Source organism: uncultured Campylobacter sp., from assembly GCF_937997535.1.
In the GTDB taxonomy this organism is placed as follows: Bacteria; Campylobacterota; Campylobacteria; order Campylobacterales; family Campylobacteraceae; genus Campylobacter_B.
This window is the reverse complement of record NZ_CALKTT010000098.1, coordinates 14,586-30,825: the sequence shown is the minus strand read 5'-3', so window position 1 is coordinate 30,825 and position 16,240 is coordinate 14,586. Positions and strand designations below refer to the sequence as shown.

The window sequence follows — 16,240 nt, the reverse complement described above, 5'->3', positions numbered from 1 at the left end:
GAAGTGGATTAAAATTTGAAAACAACTTAAGCAGGAATTAAAGAAAAATAGAAAGAAGTAATTATAACTTAAAAGTAGCTTAAGTGGTGGTCCCGATTGGACTCGAACCAACGACTTCCACCATGTCAAGGTGACACTCTACCAACTGAGTTACGGGGCCAAAAAGAAACGGCAGTATATCAAAAAAATCTCTCAATAGCAAGCAAATTTTAATTTTTCGTAAAATTCCGCCGAAATTTTATCATCTTACCCTTGCCGAAATTCTATACAAGATTTCGCCGTGACGCAAAATCCCGTCGAAATTCTACGCGAAATTTCACGATTTTGCCAAAATCCCCATGCCGAAATCCTGCGCGAAATTTCATGATCTTTCCAAAATCCACGTAAAATTTAATGGCGCAAACTTGCGGCGCGGCGTAAATTTACGCCAGATATGGCGCGATTTTGGTGCGTGCCGCTTGGATGCCGCCAAATTTTATAGCTACTTGCGCGAACCGCACGTTCCGTTTATTCGCCCCGTCTCGCCTCGTTTCGCCTCGCTTGCCTCGCCCTGCCTTGCGCCCATTAAGACGCCCAAATTTTTTCATTCAACTTTAGAATTTTTACGATTTGTAGCATCGCGTCCAGATCGATTTGTATCTTGCTCGCGAGCTTGTCGCCTCGTATCGGCTTACTTAGATCGGGCTCAAAGCTATCGTATCCGCGGGGGATTTTTATATAAATTTTGCTTTTTCTGAAACTAAGCGCGATCTTCGATTTTGTAAGCATTTTTAAAAATAAAATTTTCTCCATTAGCGCCGGCGTTAGCACATACGCTGCGGCGACTGCGTCTTTTGCATATACAGCAAAAGATCTGTTAAATTCCGCGTTATCCATATTGCAAGATTTTGCACCGCTTTCCAAGACGCCGTGCTGTAGCTTTATTTGTCTTGGAAGAATAAAAACGTCGGATCTGATCTTTTTATGAAAATCGGCTGCGAAAAAAAGACCTTGAAATATCTCCATCTCCTTTTTTTCATAAATCAAAGTAAAAAAGCTATCATCTATAGTCTCTTTAGACATCCAAATATCGCAGAAGCTAAAGTTCACGCCGTCTATGCTTCCGTATATCAAATCATCTCCGCCGGAATTTGCATATTGATTAAAAAGCCCGCTTTGCAGGATATCTTGCTCTTGAGTTACGGCGCCGAATCTGTTGTATTTGTATCCTAGACTTTCGACGTAGGGTGCTATGTAGAGGGCTTTGTATTGCAGCGCAAATTCTCGCGTTTTGACTTTGTGGGTTTTTTCGTAAAATAGCTTATAAGTAAAATATAGCGCTATGCCCAGACCAAATAAAAGATACGGCATCCCCAAAGGCGTACCCTCTTCGCTAGCCATATACCTCATTAGGAAAACCGCAGGGATAAATATCGCACAGGCTTTAAGCAGGCTTATTATTTTCCATTTTATGCGGCTTTGCAGCAGCTTGCGGCGCTCTTTTTCCAAATTTACGATAGTTTGTACATCTAACAATTTTCGATCCTAAATTTCACCGCTTGCGGCAAGATAGCTCAAATTTAAACTCTAAATTTAAGCAGGCAAAGCTAGGCTTAAAGCTCTCCGTTAAATTTCAGCAGCTCGTTTGTATACGCTCGCACGCTCGCATCCACCGCCGTAAGCGCGTCCGCGTCCGTTACGCTAGGCGAGTTAAATTTCTCCGCGCACTTCAGCACGACGCGCGCAATGTCGGTAAAGCGGCACCGCTGCTGCAAAAACGCATTTACGCCCGCTTCGTTCGCGGCGTTGATAACAACGCCGAGATCGGGGTTTGCTAACAGTGCGTCTTTGAGGGTAAAAATTTGAAATTTCATCTCGTCGATCGGCTTAAATTCTATCGGTCGCAGGGCGCACAGATCCACGGGCGCTGTGATCTGTTCCCGTACGTCGCCGCTAAACATCGCGTGTGCGATAGCTAGACGCATATCGGCCCTGCTAATGTGCGCCGTCGTAGAGCCGTCTGCGAATTCGACCAGCGCGTGGATCTGCGAGGTGTGCTCGATGAGCGCATCGATCTCGCGCGTGCCGTAGAGCCAAAACGCCTCGATCACCTCAAAAAGCTTATTCGCCATCGTGGCGCTGTCGATCGTGATCTTTGCGCCCATCTTCCAGTTGGGGTGATTGAGGGCATTTTGCGGCGTGAGCGAGCCCAGCTGCGTTAGCGGCACGTCGTAAAACGCGCCGCCGCTAGCCGTGATGATTAGGCGCGAAACGGGGATTTTGGCATTGCTGAGCAAAAATTTCAGCCCGAAATGCTCGCTGTCGATCGGGTAAATTTTATCCGTTTGCAGAAATTTCCCGCCGACGACCAGGCTTTCTTTGTTGGCTAGACAGAGCCTTTTGCCGAGCTCTTGGGTTTTTAGGCTAGGCATCATACCCGCAAAGCCTACGAGAGCGTTTACCACGGTCGTACTTTTGCACTCCGCAAGCATCTGCAAAATTCCATCCGCGCCGCAGAATACGCGCTCGTGATCTACCTCACTTTTCTGCTGCGCGTCCGCGATACAGACGAGCTTTGGATGAAATTTTGCGATCTGTTCGTTTAAAAGCTTGATATTGCGCCCGCAGCTAAGCGCTTCGATCATACTGCCGCTGCGAGCGGCTACGTCTAGGGTGTTTGTGCCGATAGAGCCCGTGGAGCCTAAAACTACCATGAATAGACTATCGCCATCGCGATTGCGCCGAACATATAGCCGTCGATGCGGTCTAAGATCCCACCGTGTCCGGGAAAGAGTGCGCCGCTGTCTTTAAGACCCGCCGCGCGTTTTAGGTAGCTCTCAAACAGATCGCCAAACACGCCAAAAATTGCTATGATGATGGTTTTTCCTAAAATTTCAAGCGGCGGCATATTGGTAAAGATGCGCGCATAAATGAGGCTAACGATAAGCGCGAGTGCAAGACCGCCTAGCACGCCTTCTACGGTTTTATTCGGCGAGCTAGCGCTTAGCGGAGTTTTGCCAAAGGCTCTACCGATAAAATATGCGCCACTATCGCTAGCTACGATAATAAAGATCAGCCAAACGAAGTGAAAAACTTCCCCGAAATCATCATAAGCCGCCCACATAAAAAATATCGGCGCAACGGGATAGATAAAAGGAAGCGTGATCTTTAGGCTAGGGCCCTTGGTAAAGGCTACGACAGAGGCGACGCATAGGATCATCAGGATGCTAACTTTTAGCGCTGAGACGAAAGGCTCATCGGTCTGCGTAAATGGTAGCAGCGCAAAAAATGCGATCGCCAGCGCGAGCCACTTTTTGCTAGTTTCCTCCAGACCCCATAATTTGAGGCTTTCAAAAAACGCCAGCACGAGTATCAGCGCAAATACGGCGAAATTTAGCCACCTGGCGTTTATGAGAATTAGAGCCAAAAATACGGCGAGTAAAATGCTTGCCGTGATTATTCTTTGCTTCATAGAATTTCCTTGGAATTTATTTTGAATGATTATACTGCAAGCTCGCTTATTACGGCTTTAAAACGCTGATTGTTTTAAAATTTACGTAGTTTACGAAAGCACCTTCATTGATCTTTACGTTTCGGCGCTTGGTGTAATCGACGAGATATTTTCCGCTGCCGCTTGCACTGAAGCTCACGCAAATTTTAGCGGCGAATTCGATCACCTCTTCGCTTAGACTTTGCTTATTTGTCTTTACGATGACGTGTGCACTTGGAATGTCCTTAAGATGAAACCAATAGTCGGATTTGGAGCTATTTTTTAGTAAGAACTCATTGCCTTTTTCGTTTTTACCAACGCTGATTTTAAAATCCCCGAGATAAAAGCTCGCTACATATTCGCTATTTTTTTCCTTGCTTTTTTGCCTAATTTGCGTGCGCTTAGGCATTAGAATTTCGATCTCGTGTGCATCCTGTGCAGCAAGGACGAGCGATTTTAAATTCTCATAAAACGCGAGTTTCTCCTTTAAATTTTGCTCTTCGATATGTATATTTGCAGCCTTTTGGCGCAGACGCTTTGCCTCGGAGTAAAGCTCGCCCAAAGCGGTACTTGCAGGCTTTTGTAGCTTAAATTCTATCGCTTCGGCGTCTCCTTTTTGCAGCGTAAATTCTCGCGCGCTGGTTGGAATTTTATAGATATTTTCTTTTAGCAAGGCAGCTTTTTCGCTTAAAAGCTCGGCGCTTCGCAGTAGTTCGGCGCTGCTTTGCAAAGAGCCTAAAGCCTCGCGCACCGAGTCTAGCTTTTTATTTAGTGCCGTGATTTTTGCGGATTTGAGCGAGTTTAAGCGATCCGCATTTAGCGCGTTAAATTCCGCGCGAAAAAATGCTCTAAAGTCCGAAATTTTTGGCACAGGGGCTTCTTTAATATTTGCAGGCGGTAGGTGGCGGAGTTTTCTTCCTACCTTGATCTGTCTAAATTCCGTCTCGAAGTGTCGCAGTGCCTCTAAAATCACATCGTTTTCGTCGGTGATTATTACGTTGGTAAATCGCCCGGTGAATTCGAAGTAGATATTTGAGCTTTGGGTTTTGTAGCTTGCGTTTTGGCTTACGCTAAGGCATAGAATTCTATTATTTTCTGGCACACTAACGGAGGTAATGCGCGATTTTACGAAGCGCTTGGCAAGTAGCACGTCAAAGGGCGCCGCGTAAACCTTACCTTCGGTAAAAGCGTCATTTTCGTGGATATTGCAGCCCGATTTATTCATATTGAAAAACAACGTCTCGTTGCCGTCAAAGCAGACTTTAAAAAGGTTATCTCCTACGCGCTTAATGTGCGAAAGGAAGCGTTTGGTGCGCAGATACTCGCAAATTTGAATTAAGTTTTGATACTTCATACGCGTTAAAATTTCTCTTTGTGGATTTTGCTTAAATTTAGCTTTTGCAGATCGTTCGGGCTCGGGTGCTGTTGCGGCACGCCGAGGGCCAGTATCGCTTCTGCTTTGAAATTTGGCGGAAAGCCCAGCGCCTCGCGCAAAAACTCCTCGCAGCTGCGTCCGTCCGCAGCTGCGCGCAATCTTACCTGCACCCAGCAGCTACCGAGATTTAGCGCGCTTGCGGCAAGGTGCATGTAGCCTAGTGCTACCGAGCAGTCCTCGATCCAGACGTCCTGCTTCTGCTCATCTGCGATCACGACGATCGCGGCCGCAGCCTGTTTTAGCATATTCGCTCCGCTGCTGCGGCACGCGCTTAGTCGCTCAAGCATCCGTTTGTCGCGCACGAGGATGAACTCCCACGGGCGGCGTGCATGCCCCGACGGCGCAAGCAGGCCCGCTTTTAAAATTTTATCCAGAGCCTCGTCCTCAAGCGGCCCCTGCGCGTATTTTCTTACGCTTCTGCGGTTTGCAAAAATATCTAAAATTTCCATCGTCTCGCTCCTTGCGGCTCAATTATACATAAAATTGCAAAAATTTATGATTTTTTAGCTAAAATCGCGCAAATTTAACCGATACGAAGGAGATTTTATGAAGCAAACGATCACGGAGAAAATTTTTAGCGAGCACGTGGGCGAGGCGGTTTTTGCGGGACAGATCATCGAAAGCGCCATCGATATGGTCATCGGCAACGACATTACGACGCCGATTTCGATCAAGCAGTTTGAGCTTAGCGGCGCGAAAAAGCTCGCCAACCCGGACGGCTTTGCGATCGTGATGGATCACTATATCCCTACGAAAGACATTTTAAGCGCAAACCAAGCTAAAATTTCACGCGAGTTTGCTTACAAGCACGATTTGAAAAACTATTTCGACGAAAAGGATATGGGTATCGAGCACGCGCTGATGCCTGAAAAGGGGCTAGTAGTGCCCGGCGACGTCATCATCGGCGCGGACAGCCACACCTGTACCCACGGCGCGCTGGGGGCTTTTGCAACCGGTATGGGCAGCACGGATCTAGCTTTTGCGATGATAACGGGCAAGAATTGGTTTAAAGTACCGCCTACGATCAAAGTGGTCTTTCGCGGCAAGCCCGCGCCGCACATCTACGGCAAGGATCTGATCCTGGAAGTAATCCGCCTCATCGGCGTGGACGGCGCGCGCTACAAGGCTTTGGAGTTCTGCGGCGACGCGCTGGAGCACCTGGATATGGATAGCAGATTTTCGCTTTGCAATATGGCGATTGAAGCGGGCGGCAAGAGCGGTATCGTCGCGGTCGATGAGATCACGAAGGAATTTTTAGCGGATAAAAATTTGCGCGCCGAGCCGAAATTTCACTACTCCGACGAGGGCGCGAACTATGAGCAAATTTTGCAGATCGATGTGAGTAAACTTGATCCGGTGATCGCCTATCCGTTCCTGCCCAGCAACGGCAAGAGCGTGCGCGAAGCAGTGCGCGATGACATCGCCGTCGATCAGGTATTTATCGGCAGCTGCACCAACGGCAGACTCTCCGATCTGCGGATCGCCGCGCAAATTTTAAAAGGTCGCAAGGTCGCGCGCAAAACCCGCCTCATCATCACGCCTGCGACGCAAAAGATCGCTTTGGCCGCGCAAAAAGAGGGGCTGTGGGATATTTTCGTCGAAGCGGGCGCAGTCGTGAGCAACCCGACCTGCGGCGCGTGCCTGGGCGGATATATGGGGATTTTAGGCGTGGGCGAGCGCTGCGTAAGCACGACTAATCGAAATTTCGTCGGTCGCATGGGCGATAGAACGAGCGAAGTATATCTGGCAAACTCCGCCGTCGCCGCAGCTAGCGCCGTCGCAGGAAAGATCGCCGATCCGAGAGATTTGTAGATTTAGGATTTAAAACTTAATGGCGATGCGGTTTGTCTATATGTGACCTAATGAATTTGCTTGCTTGATCCCGGTGTAGACGCCAACACCATAAACACAGCAAGATCCACGTACGTAGCGAGAAATACGGCGGTCTAGTGAAATAATTAAGTAGGCTGCAACCAAATGCCAAATGTGCGCCAAAGCCTGCTAACAAACTGCCTACGATCACCCGAAATACCTAGACTTTACTCGCGGATAGGCGAAATTTGACCTCGTTCGCCATAAAAATCGTCGGCATCAAAGGCGAGACGTTAAACTAGGCCTAAATTTAGTATATGCCTACGCGGCAAACTGGCGCAAAGATAAGCTATGCACGTAAGGAAAATATCAAAGCGATTTTTGAAATAGCGAATGATAAATTCGAAGATATAGTTAAAATTTGATATTACTAAAATTAGTATAAAGTTTTAACAGTATTTTATTTAGTTTATAATATTTTTCTCCGAAATCCAAAATCTATAATCATCTATTTTACTTTTATTTTGATCTTTTGCTATGACTTCTAGCCAATATCTGCCGTCTGATTTTACTTTTACGAGGATGTTTTTAAATTTTACCGTCGAACTTGGCATTTTGTCAGATATGCAAGTATATTTTATAAAATTTATGTCTTTATCCTGCGTATTTTTGCATTTATTGATATTTTCTAAATTTACGTATTCCGGTATATTTTCTTTTTTGATATCAAAGTCGGTTTGGTAATTCGCCAGACCTACAACTCTAACAAAAAATCCACTATTACTAGCAAATAGTAAAAATACTAAAGCCATAAAAGATAATACAAATAAAAGAACTCTGTATGCGAATTGTCTACTAATTTGAAGAAGTCTTATTAAAAAAGAAAGAATCGCCATAGAAACCACTATAAGAATGTATTCATCTGCATAGTTAAAATAAATAGCTATCAATATTAGCAAATCGGAAATAAATATTAAAAAAGCAGCTAGAAAAATATTACTCAATTCATCTTTATTATCCCACCAAAATTTACAAAAAAAGTATACTAGTAATACTGCATGCAAACCTAGACATCTTCCAAATAAACAACCTATATCATTAAGACATCTATGTGAAGAATACGATAAATTTAATATGTAATAAATTAGTGGAAAAAGGGCCATTAGTAGTATTGCAACAAAATCTACTCCTATAAAACAGTATTTGATTTTATTTTTACTTTCGTACCAGCATCTAAATAAAAAGTAATTTTGTAAAAATACAAGAATACAAAAATATAAAGTCAAAAATACAGCAATAGCAAAAACTGCAACTAAGGATATAGGTATGCTTCCTATAGAAATTTCCGGCACTCTTCTTAACTCTAAAAAATATGGTATGCAAAGAAGCGCTCCAAAAACTACAAAATTTAATACAGAAAATATTTTATATTTTATACCTTTTGCTATGATTTCTTTTGCGTCGCTTAACATAGAATTTGAAACATGGCTTATATATGTTTTTTTGTCTTTGATAAATTTATCCGGTAAATTATTATAAATTCTATATATTTCACTCTCGTTTTTAAGAAATTTTATATAAAGTTTCTTTTTATCCTCAATATCTATAGTTTTTATTGATTTTTTAACAATTTCTTTTTGTATTTTTAATATTCTAAGTATTTTTTCATAATCAGTTGATAGCTTCTTTATTGTATATATACTTATAGAATTTATACCATTTTCTTTAAGGTAAGTTAGTGAAATATAGATTTCATCAATATCCTTTTTTGATTCCTCTGATAAAAGATTATATTTATTATCCATTATGTCTTTCACATACGATCTAATTTTATCGATTTTGTTTTCGTATTTAATACATTTTGTCAGGAGGTTCTCTATACACTCAATTCCCCATCCTATACTTATTTTGTGCTTAAATTTATCAATAATTTTATTTATGTTATGTGCATGGCACCATTGTTTATTTAGGCTTTTAAAATTTGAAAGCGCGCCTATCTCATCATCTACTAGTTTTAAATCCTTATAGGTAAAATCTCCTTCAAACATAAAAATCATTCCTTATTTAAATTTTAAAACTACGATACCTACCGATTTTAAATTCTACGCCTCCAAAATCGCTCCGTTGCTAGCGTTTGTTACCAGCTTGCGATACATTCGTAGCCAGCGGTACGGTAGTGGTTTTTCAATTGGCTTAAATCTAGCCCTGCGCGTAGCGATCTCCTCGTCGCTTAGGCGCACGTTGATCGCGTACGTATCCACGTCGATGTCGATGATATCGCCGTCCTCTAGCAGCCCGATCATGCCGCCCTCGGCAGCTTCGGGGCTCACGTGTCCGACGCTTAGCCCCCTCGTCGCTCCGCTAAATCTGCCGTCCGTGATCAGCGCTACGTCCGCGCCCAGCCCTCGCCCCATGATTAGGCTCGTTGGGCTTAGCATCTCCTGCATGCCCGGGCCTCCGCGCGGCCCTTCGTAGCGGATTACGACCACGTCGCCTTTACCGACTTTGCCGTTTGAGATGCCCTCTATCGCCTCGTCTTGGCTGTTAAAGCAGACCGCCTTGCCGCTAAATTTGCGCTCGCCGATGATGCCCGCGGTCTTGATGACGCAGCCCTGCTCGGCTAAATTTCCAAACAAAATCGCCAGTCCGCCGACCTGCGAGTAGGCGTTTTCGATCTTGCGGATGACCGATTCGTCTTTTATGGCGCTCGCTCCGACGCGCTCGCCTAGGCTTTCGCCCGTGACGGTCGGCGCGCCCAGATCCAGTAGCCCGTTGTCGCGGCGCGAAATTTCATTTATTACGGCGCTTAGTCCGCCCGCGCGGTTGATGTCCTCCATATGCACGTTTGGCAGGCTTGGACTGATTTTGGCGATATGCGCGATCTTGCGGCTGATCTCGTTGAGCCCTGCGATCTGCAAATTTACCCCCGCTTCGCGCGCGATAGCCAGGATGTGCAGCACGGTGTTGCTGCTGCCGCCCATCGCCATATCGACGACTAGGGCGTTTTGGATAGATTTTTCATTCACGATGTTGCGGATTTTGTATTTTTCATCGAGCGCTATCTCGCAGATGCGGCGTCCCGCCTGTCTGATGAGCTCCTCGCGCTCGGGCGTAAGCGCAGGCACGGTGCCGTTGCCTTTTAGCGCGATACCCATCGCTTCGCACAGCGTATTCATCGAGTTTGCCGTAAACATCCCCGAGCAGCTGCCCCCGCTCGGACAGGCGGCGCACTCTATCTCTTTTAGCTCCTCGGCGCTGATCTCTTTGGTTTCAAATTTACCCACCGCCTCAAACGCCGTGGATAGGTCGATCGGCTCGCCCTTTTTGGTGTAGCCCTTTTTCATCGGGCCGCCGCTAACAAAAACCGTCGGCACGTTCACGCGAAGCGCGCCCATCACCATGCCGGGCACGATTTTATCGCAGTTTGGCATACATACAAGAGCGTCCAGGGCGTGGGCGTTCATAACCGTTTCGATCGAGTTTGCTATGAGCTCGCGGCTAGGCAGGCTATAAAGCATCCCAGTATGCCCCATCGCGATGCCGTCGTCCACGCCGATGCAGTTAAACTCAAACGGCACGCAGCCGTTTTTGCGGATCTCGTCTTTTAAAATTTCGGAGTATTTGTTGAGGAAAAAATGCCCCGGGATGATCTCGATGAAGCTATTTGCCACGCCGATAAACGGCTTTTCAAAGTCCTCGTCCTTTAGCCCCGTCGCTCTTAGCAAGCTTCTGTGCGGCGCGCGCGTATAGCCTTTTTTGATGATGTCGCTTCTCATTTTATATCCTTGAATTGAAATTTTCTCCATTTTAGCATAAAATTTTACCGCAGCGTATTAAAATTTAAAGCCGGACTATTGAGCTTAATCAAACCGAATCACTCCTGTTTTTGATATAATTGCACATCGATTATCAAAATCTTGCCGTTTGGCAGGAATGAAAAGAGGAGAAGATGCAAAGAAGAAATTTCTTAAAACTAACGTCTGCGTTGGCGGCTAGCGGCCTTGCTAGCCCTCTTTTTGCGAAGGAGGCCTTCACCGTCTACGGCGCGCCCGCGATGCCTAGCCTCATCATCGGCGTTGCGTGCATGCAGGGGCAGATCGGCAAAAAATACGACGCGAAGCTTGAGCTTTGGCGCGATCCCGATCAGCTGCGCGCGGGCGTGGCAAACGGCGAGTACAAGGTCATGATGAGCCCTAGCAACGTGGGGGTGAACCTCGCAAATCAGGGGCGCAAGATCGGTATGGTAAATATCCTCACCGAGGGGCTAAATTTCGTGATGAGTAAGGGCGAGAAGATAACGGAATTTGCTCAGCTGAAGGGCAAAAAGATCGTAATGCCTTTTAAAAACGACATGCTAGACATCATCGTGCGAGCCATAGCGAAAAAACAGGGCATTGGCGGGCTAAATATCGACTACACCGCCAGTCCCGCAGAGAGCGCGCAGCTGTTTTTGGCCAAGGACTATGACGTCGCGATCACGGTCGAGCCACTAGCAAGCGCCATGATCTTAAAGGGCAAAGTATCGGGCGTCGCCGTGCAGCGAGGAGCAAATTTAAGCGATATGTGGGCGCAGGCGTTTTCGGTAAAGCCCATCATCCCGCAAGCAGGCATCATCGCCGATACTGATTTTTACGCCGCAAAAAAGGCGGATTTTGAAATTTTAAATGCCGATTTAGCAGACGCGCTTGCGTGGATAAAGGCAAACAAACAAAGCGCCGCGGCGATCGGGACAAATTTCTTTCCTGCGCCGCCGCCTGCGATATTTATGAGTATCGATACGTCGAATTTGTGTGTCAAAAAGCCTAGCGAGATCAAGGACGAGCTTTTGAAATTTTATGAGATTTTGATGGAATTTAACCCCAAGCTCATCGGCGGCGCGATGCCTAAGGACGAGTTTTTTCTATGCTAAAAATCGATAAAATTCGCAAAGCTCAAAACCCCGCGTTTTACGTCATAGACTATCTGTGGGGCGGCTTTGCAAGCCTGGGCGCGGTGTGCTTTTTCATAGCCCTTTGGCAGGTAGCGAGCGAGGCTTACGGTCCGCTCATCCTGCCCGAACCCGCGGCTGTTTTTTCTAAGGCGTGCGAAATTTTAAGAAATTTCGCCGCAAACGATCTAGCCCTGTCGCTTAAGCGCGCGCTTGCGGGCACCTTCCTCGCGCTTTTTGCAGGGATTTGCAGCGGGCTTGCGGCGGGGTATTTCAAAAGCCTGCGAGCCTTTTTAAACCCGCTAATTACCGTGCTTCTTTCGACGCCACCCATCGTCTGGATCGTGCTTGCGATATTTTGGTTTCATTTCGGCGATACAAGCGTGCTTTTTACCGTCGTTATCGTCGTCGCGCCGATGACTTTTGCGTCCGCGGCGCAGGCGATGGCTAGCGTAAGCGCCGAATACACCGAGCTTTTCGACAGCTACAAAAGCTCAATTTTAAAAAAGTTGCACTACCTCTACGCGCCGCACCTAATCGAGCGGCTACTTCCCGCGATCTATGTCGCGGTCAGCAACGGCGCGAAGGTGCTTGTGATGGCGGAGCTTTTGGGCGCGAACGACGGCATCGGCGCAAGGATCGCCGAAGCGCGCGTCAATATCGATACGGTCGAGGTCATGGCCTACGTGTGCCTGGTCATAGCCTTTACGGCGCTTTTCGATTATCTCGTGACCAAACCGCTTCAAATTTTACTGATGCCGTGGAGCAGATGATGCTAAAAATTTCAAATTTGCGCTACGAAATTCTGCGCGACGTTATAATTTCAGATTTTTCGCTGAGGCTGCACGCGGGCGAAGTAAAGACGCTTTTTGGCCCCAGCGGCTGCGGCAAGACTTCGCTTTTGCGGCTGGTCTGCGGGCTGGAGGATAAAAAAAGCGGACAGATCGAAAACGGCTTTAAAAAAATCAGCTTTTTGTTTCAAGAAAACCGCCTGCTGCCGAACCTCACGGCGCTTAAAAATATCGAAATTTTTAGTCCCGCGGGCGTGAGCGAAATTTACGCCCTTGCCGCGAAGATCGGGCTTAGCCCGAGTGATCTGAATAAATTCCCGCGCGAGCTAAGCGGCGGCATGCAAAAGCGCACGGCATTTTTGCGCACGATTCTTAGCGGCTGTGATCTGGCGCTGCTTGATGAGCCGTTTGTAGGTCTAGATCGCGATCTGCGCGGCGTGCTGATCGAAATTTTAGTCTCAAAGATCGAGTGCGAGGGGCTTGCCTGCCTTTTGGTGACCCACGACCGCTTCGAAGCCGCACGTCTAAGCCACGAGATCATCGAGCTTGAGCCCAAAGGGATGGGGCTTAGGCGCGTCGTGAGCCTAGATGAGCCGCTAAGTGCGCGCGACGAGCGGTACGAAGAGCGCGTGGTAAGCGAACAGTTCGGGGGAGTGAGCTATTATGAGTAGAAATTTTATCTTTAATGCGCGTAAGCAGGGAGGTTCCGCACGAAATTTAAACTTACGTTGCGGCCTAGGCGCGAGCAAGCGAGGCTTTGGTTCGCATCGCGATCCGGGCGTGGGCAGATACGGGCATTTGTCGGGCGCTAGACGCGACAACCTCGGCGCACGCAAGCATGGGTTCTTACAAAGTACTAAATGTCGCGATGTCGGAGCGAGCGGGCACAGGCTCTTGCGGGATACTAAATGTTATGATTTCGTTGCTTGCATAGACAGGCTCTTTCGGGACATCGGATGCTGCGATCTTAGCGCAAGCGGATATAGCCTTTCGCAGGACATCGGGCGCCGTGGTTTTGCCGTATCGAAATACGAACTGCACAGCCGTGCGAACTGCGATTATAGCGTGAGCATGCTCTTGAACGGCGCAGTGTGCTGCGGTTTTGATGCGTGCGGATTGAGCGCGCAGTTCAGTGCCCAAAAAGCCGTTTTGAGCGCCTACCGCTCGCTGTTTTGCGATGCAAGTGGGCTAGGTAGCGAGCAAAATTCCGCTTTCGGCGCGCATTGCGTGGTGCGGAATTTTTTAAATTTACACGACGCGCGCGATTTTAAGAATTTCGGCTCTGTAAATTTGAAGAAATTTAACCTCGCCGCCTCGCAATTTGTAAATTTAAAAAAGCAAATCCGCGCAGGCGAAGGTACCGATAAGAGCGTTAATTCGCGCAATTTGACGAGTTTTGAGCACGAGACCCGTATGCTGCGCAGACTAGGCTCTGAAAGTAAAATTCTCGCGCCGCGTAGATTTTACTTTCAGAGTGCGGTTGGTGCGCCGTGCGGACCCGGTCTCGGATACAGAAATTGTGAATTTGCGCAAAATTTCAAACGTTTCGTCCCCGATTTCGCAGAAAATTTTAAAGATTTTACTTGGAGCTTGGAAACCGAGCCCGCGCAAAGTTGTAAAATTTCCGCTCTAAATTTTACCCGAAACTTTAAAAATTCCGCTCGCGGCAGGGAAGCCGGGTCTATGCAAGGCTTCGGGAATTCGGGTCGAAATTTTGAGCCGAAATTCCCGCAGAGAGCTAAAAATTCCGATCGAAATTTAGAGGCAGAGCCTGCGCAAAGCTTCAAAGATCAAAACCTCGCGCAGGACTTCTCACAAAACGGTAAAAGCTACGATCAAAATTCTACTCAGGGTTTTTCGCAAAGCGGCAGAAGCGCCGAGCCAAATTCCAAACCGAGTTTCTCGCAGAACATTAAAAATTCCGAACGGAATTTTCCGCTAAGCTTCTTACAAAGTGCCAAGAATTCTGATAAAAGTCAAAATTTTAAATCCAGTTTCGCGCAAAGCTTTAAAAATCAAAATTTCGCGTGGGATTTCTCGCAAAACGGCAGAAGCTACGAGCCAAATTCCGCGCAGGGCTTCTCGCAGAGCTCTAAAAATTCCGATCGGAATTCCAAAGCTAATTCCGCGCAAAACCAAACAGATCCCGTTTCGCCGCAGGATCCCAAAAATCTGGAGCCGTACGGGGTGCAGCAGCAAGAGCTAGGCTTTTACGCGCCTAAATTTAAAGACGAGCGCGCGAGGAATTTTTTCTCCCATCCGATGCGCGCCTTCGTTCTTTGCGCCTGCTTTTTTGCGGCGCTGGGCGCGCTTAGCTTTTTAGCACCCGATGCGCTGGCGATCAATTATGTCGGCGCTCATAAGTTTTACTTTCTATTTTTGGCGCCTTCGTGCATCTACGCGGCGTTTTTGCTTACCGCGCTGCCCGATTGGACGAACTTCGAGGGTTCGCTAAAGCCCGTCTCGCTTGCCTTTGCCGCCTGCCTGATCGCGGCTTTTATCGCGAGCTTTTTAAATTTACGGCTTGCAGCAGCGATTACGGGGCTGTTTTGGGCGGTATTTTTTATCTTTGCGGCATGGCTTTTGTGGCTGGATAAAAACTCGAATAATTTTAGCATCCTGGCAGTCCTTGCGGCGTTTTGCGCCTGCTCTGCCGCCTACGGCGCTAGCGCGGATGAGAAGTTTTTGCTTAGCTTCGTGCATATCAATGTCGCAGCAATCGCCGTCGTAAGCTACCGCATAAGCGTAGTTATCGGCAACGAAGCACTAAGAGAGGGCGGGCTGAAGGACGCCGTTTTTATTCCAAATTTTATCTACAAAAATTTAGCCGCTTTCCTCGCCTTCGCTTTGGCGCTCGCGACGCCATTTTTAAGCGAGGCGACGTGCGGATTTATCGCGCTTGGCATCGGATTTTTGTTTTTGGCGAAACTTCGCGAGCTACACTACGTCGAAATTCTAAGCCGCCACTATATGGCGTTTTACTACGCGTTGCAGGCTGCGTGCGCGGCGGGATACCTGTGGCTGGGCGCGGCGCTGATCCGCGGGGGGTACGCTGCCGCGCCGCTGCATGTCATCGCAATCTGCTATATCTACGGAGCGATACTATTCGTAGGGATGATCGCCGGACAGCGCCACAGCGGAATTTCGCCGCTAAACTTCCCGCGCCTAAGCCGCGCGGCGCTCGTTTTGGCTCTGCTCGCGGGAGGTTTAAGAGCCGTTTTTGCTGGCGAGAGCTTTGTTTTATACGTGATGATCCCCTCGGCGCTTTTCATAGCCGCGGTCGCGCTATATCTGATAAATTTCGTTCCGATCTTTCTGAAAAATCCTTTCAGCGCGGATCCGGATTGATAATCATCAAAGCGGGCTTGCTAAATTTTAGCTACAATCGATCAAATTTCATTTCAAGGAGAGCTTATGCAACACATCAAAAATATCGACGCCGCTAAGGCTGTAGAGCTTGCTTCGCTAGTCGAAGTATCCCCTCATAAGGTGATTTCGCGCACCCTCGCGCAAAATCCTGCGCTGAATATGACGCTTTTTGCCTTCGACGGCGGCGAGGAGATCAGCTCGCACAAATCAGACGGCGATGCGTTCGTTTACGTGCTTGAGGGGGAGGGCGATTTCACGATCGACGGGCAGAAGCACCGCGTAAAAGCGGGGCAAAGCATCGTCATGCCTGCGGGTTTGCCGCACGCGATCTCCGCGCCGGTGCCGTTTAAGTGGTTTTTAGTAGTGGTTTTTTAGCCTCTAAGTTTAAGGGCGGGTCAAATTAAAATTTAGCCCGCCCGCCGCTTCATAAAATTTTA

At 47.6% G+C, this 16,240-nt stretch carries 14 protein-coding genes and 1 tRNA gene; 6 read left to right on the top strand and 9 right to left on the bottom strand.

What is annotated here, in order from left to right:
• Window positions 1-84: 84 nt before the first annotated feature.
• The 6 genes from Q0117_RS09640 to Q0117_RS09615 all read right to left on the bottom strand — a co-directional run bounded on the left by Q0117_RS09640 (window position 85) and on the right by Q0117_RS09615 (window position 5,353).
• Window positions 85-160 (bottom strand) — tRNA-Val (locus Q0117_RS09640).
• A 404-nt stretch (window positions 161-564) separates the two neighbouring features.
• Complete coding sequence (locus Q0117_RS09635; protein WP_297925629.1) at window positions 565-1,515, bottom strand: DUF3137 domain-containing protein; 951 nt, start codon at window positions 1,513-1,515, stop codon at window positions 565-567.
• A 77-nt stretch (window positions 1,516-1,592) separates the two neighbouring features.
• Window positions 1,593-2,693 (bottom strand): 1-deoxy-D-xylulose-5-phosphate reductoisomerase, encoded by a 1,101-nt coding sequence (gene dxr, locus Q0117_RS09630; RefSeq protein ID WP_297925624.1) that lies wholly within the window; start codon window positions 2,691-2,693, stop codon window positions 1,593-1,595.
• Window positions 2,687-3,451, bottom strand: coding sequence for a phosphatidate cytidylyltransferase (locus Q0117_RS09625; RefSeq protein ID WP_005872778.1), 765 nt, complete (start codon window positions 3,449-3,451; stop codon window positions 2,687-2,689). The genes dxr and Q0117_RS09625 overlap by 7 nt, the downstream gene beginning before the upstream one ends.
• Before the next feature lie 49 nt (window positions 3,452-3,500).
• Window positions 3,501-4,823: an NFACT RNA binding domain-containing protein gene (locus tag Q0117_RS09620; RefSeq protein ID WP_297925615.1), complete on the bottom strand. Its 1,323-nt coding sequence runs from the start codon at window positions 4,821-4,823 to the stop codon at window positions 3,501-3,503.
• A gap of 5 nt (window positions 4,824-4,828) precedes the next feature.
• The gene (locus tag Q0117_RS09615) at window positions 4,829-5,353 is read right to left on the bottom strand and encodes a nitroreductase family protein (RefSeq protein ID WP_297925607.1); all 525 of its coding nucleotides are present in this window, start codon (window positions 5,351-5,353) and stop codon (window positions 4,829-4,831) included.
• A gap of 97 nt (window positions 5,354-5,450) precedes the next feature.
• On the opposite strand from Q0117_RS09615, the gene Q0117_RS09610 reads away from it, so the two are divergent.
• Window positions 5,451-6,716 carry a 3-isopropylmalate dehydratase large subunit gene (locus tag Q0117_RS09610; protein ID WP_297925602.1) on the top strand — a complete coding sequence of 422 codons (1,266 nt, stop codon included), beginning with the start codon at window positions 5,451-5,453 and terminating at the stop codon, window positions 6,714-6,716.
• Between the two features lie 16 nt (window positions 6,717-6,732).
• On the opposite strand, the gene Q0117_RS09605 is transcribed toward Q0117_RS09610, so the two are convergent.
• The 3 genes from Q0117_RS09605 to ilvD all read right to left on the bottom strand — a co-directional run bounded on the left by Q0117_RS09605 (window position 6,733) and on the right by ilvD (window position 10,492).
• On the bottom strand, window positions 6,733-6,927 hold the full coding sequence (locus tag Q0117_RS09605) for a hypothetical protein (RefSeq protein ID WP_297925597.1): 195 nt from the start codon (window positions 6,925-6,927) through the stop codon (window positions 6,733-6,735).
• A 253-nt stretch (window positions 6,928-7,180) separates the two neighbouring features.
• Window positions 7,181-8,764, bottom strand: coding sequence for a hypothetical protein (locus Q0117_RS09600; RefSeq protein WP_297925591.1), 1,584 nt, complete (start codon window positions 8,762-8,764; stop codon window positions 7,181-7,183).
• Window positions 8,765-8,818: 54 nt separating this feature from the next.
• The gene (ilvD, locus tag Q0117_RS09595; protein ID WP_297925584.1) at window positions 8,819-10,492 is read right to left on the bottom strand and encodes a dihydroxy-acid dehydratase; all 1,674 of its coding nucleotides are present in this window, start codon (window positions 10,490-10,492) and stop codon (window positions 8,819-8,821) included.
• Window positions 10,493-10,665: 173 nt separating this feature from the next.
• Here ilvD and Q0117_RS09590 point away from each other — a divergent pair, with 173 nt between their 5' ends.
• From Q0117_RS09590 to Q0117_RS09570, 5 genes are all read left to right on the top strand, one after another.
• Window positions 10,666-11,625, top strand: a complete 960-nt coding sequence (locus Q0117_RS09590; RefSeq protein ID WP_297925577.1) for an ABC transporter substrate-binding protein — start codon at window positions 10,666-10,668, stop codon at window positions 11,623-11,625.
• Entirely contained in the window at window positions 11,619-12,416 is a 798-nt protein-coding gene (locus tag Q0117_RS09585) for an ABC transporter permease subunit (RefSeq protein WP_297925571.1), read from the top strand. Before Q0117_RS09590 ends, Q0117_RS09585 begins: the two co-directional genes overlap by 7 nt.
• Window positions 12,416-13,105: an ATP-binding cassette domain-containing protein gene (locus tag Q0117_RS09580; RefSeq protein ID WP_297925561.1), complete on the top strand. Its 690-nt coding sequence runs from the start codon at window positions 12,416-12,418 to the stop codon at window positions 13,103-13,105. Before Q0117_RS09585 ends, Q0117_RS09580 begins: the two co-directional genes overlap by 1 nt.
• Window positions 13,098-15,782, top strand: coding sequence for an NnrS family protein (locus Q0117_RS09575; RefSeq protein ID WP_297925548.1), 2,685 nt, complete (start codon window positions 13,098-13,100; stop codon window positions 15,780-15,782). Before Q0117_RS09580 ends, Q0117_RS09575 begins: the two co-directional genes overlap by 8 nt.
• Before the next feature lie 66 nt (window positions 15,783-15,848).
• Window positions 15,849-16,178, top strand: a complete 330-nt coding sequence (locus Q0117_RS09570; protein ID WP_297894722.1) for a cupin domain-containing protein — start codon at window positions 15,849-15,851, stop codon at window positions 16,176-16,178.
• The last annotated feature ends 62 nt before the right edge of the window (window positions 16,179-16,240 follow it).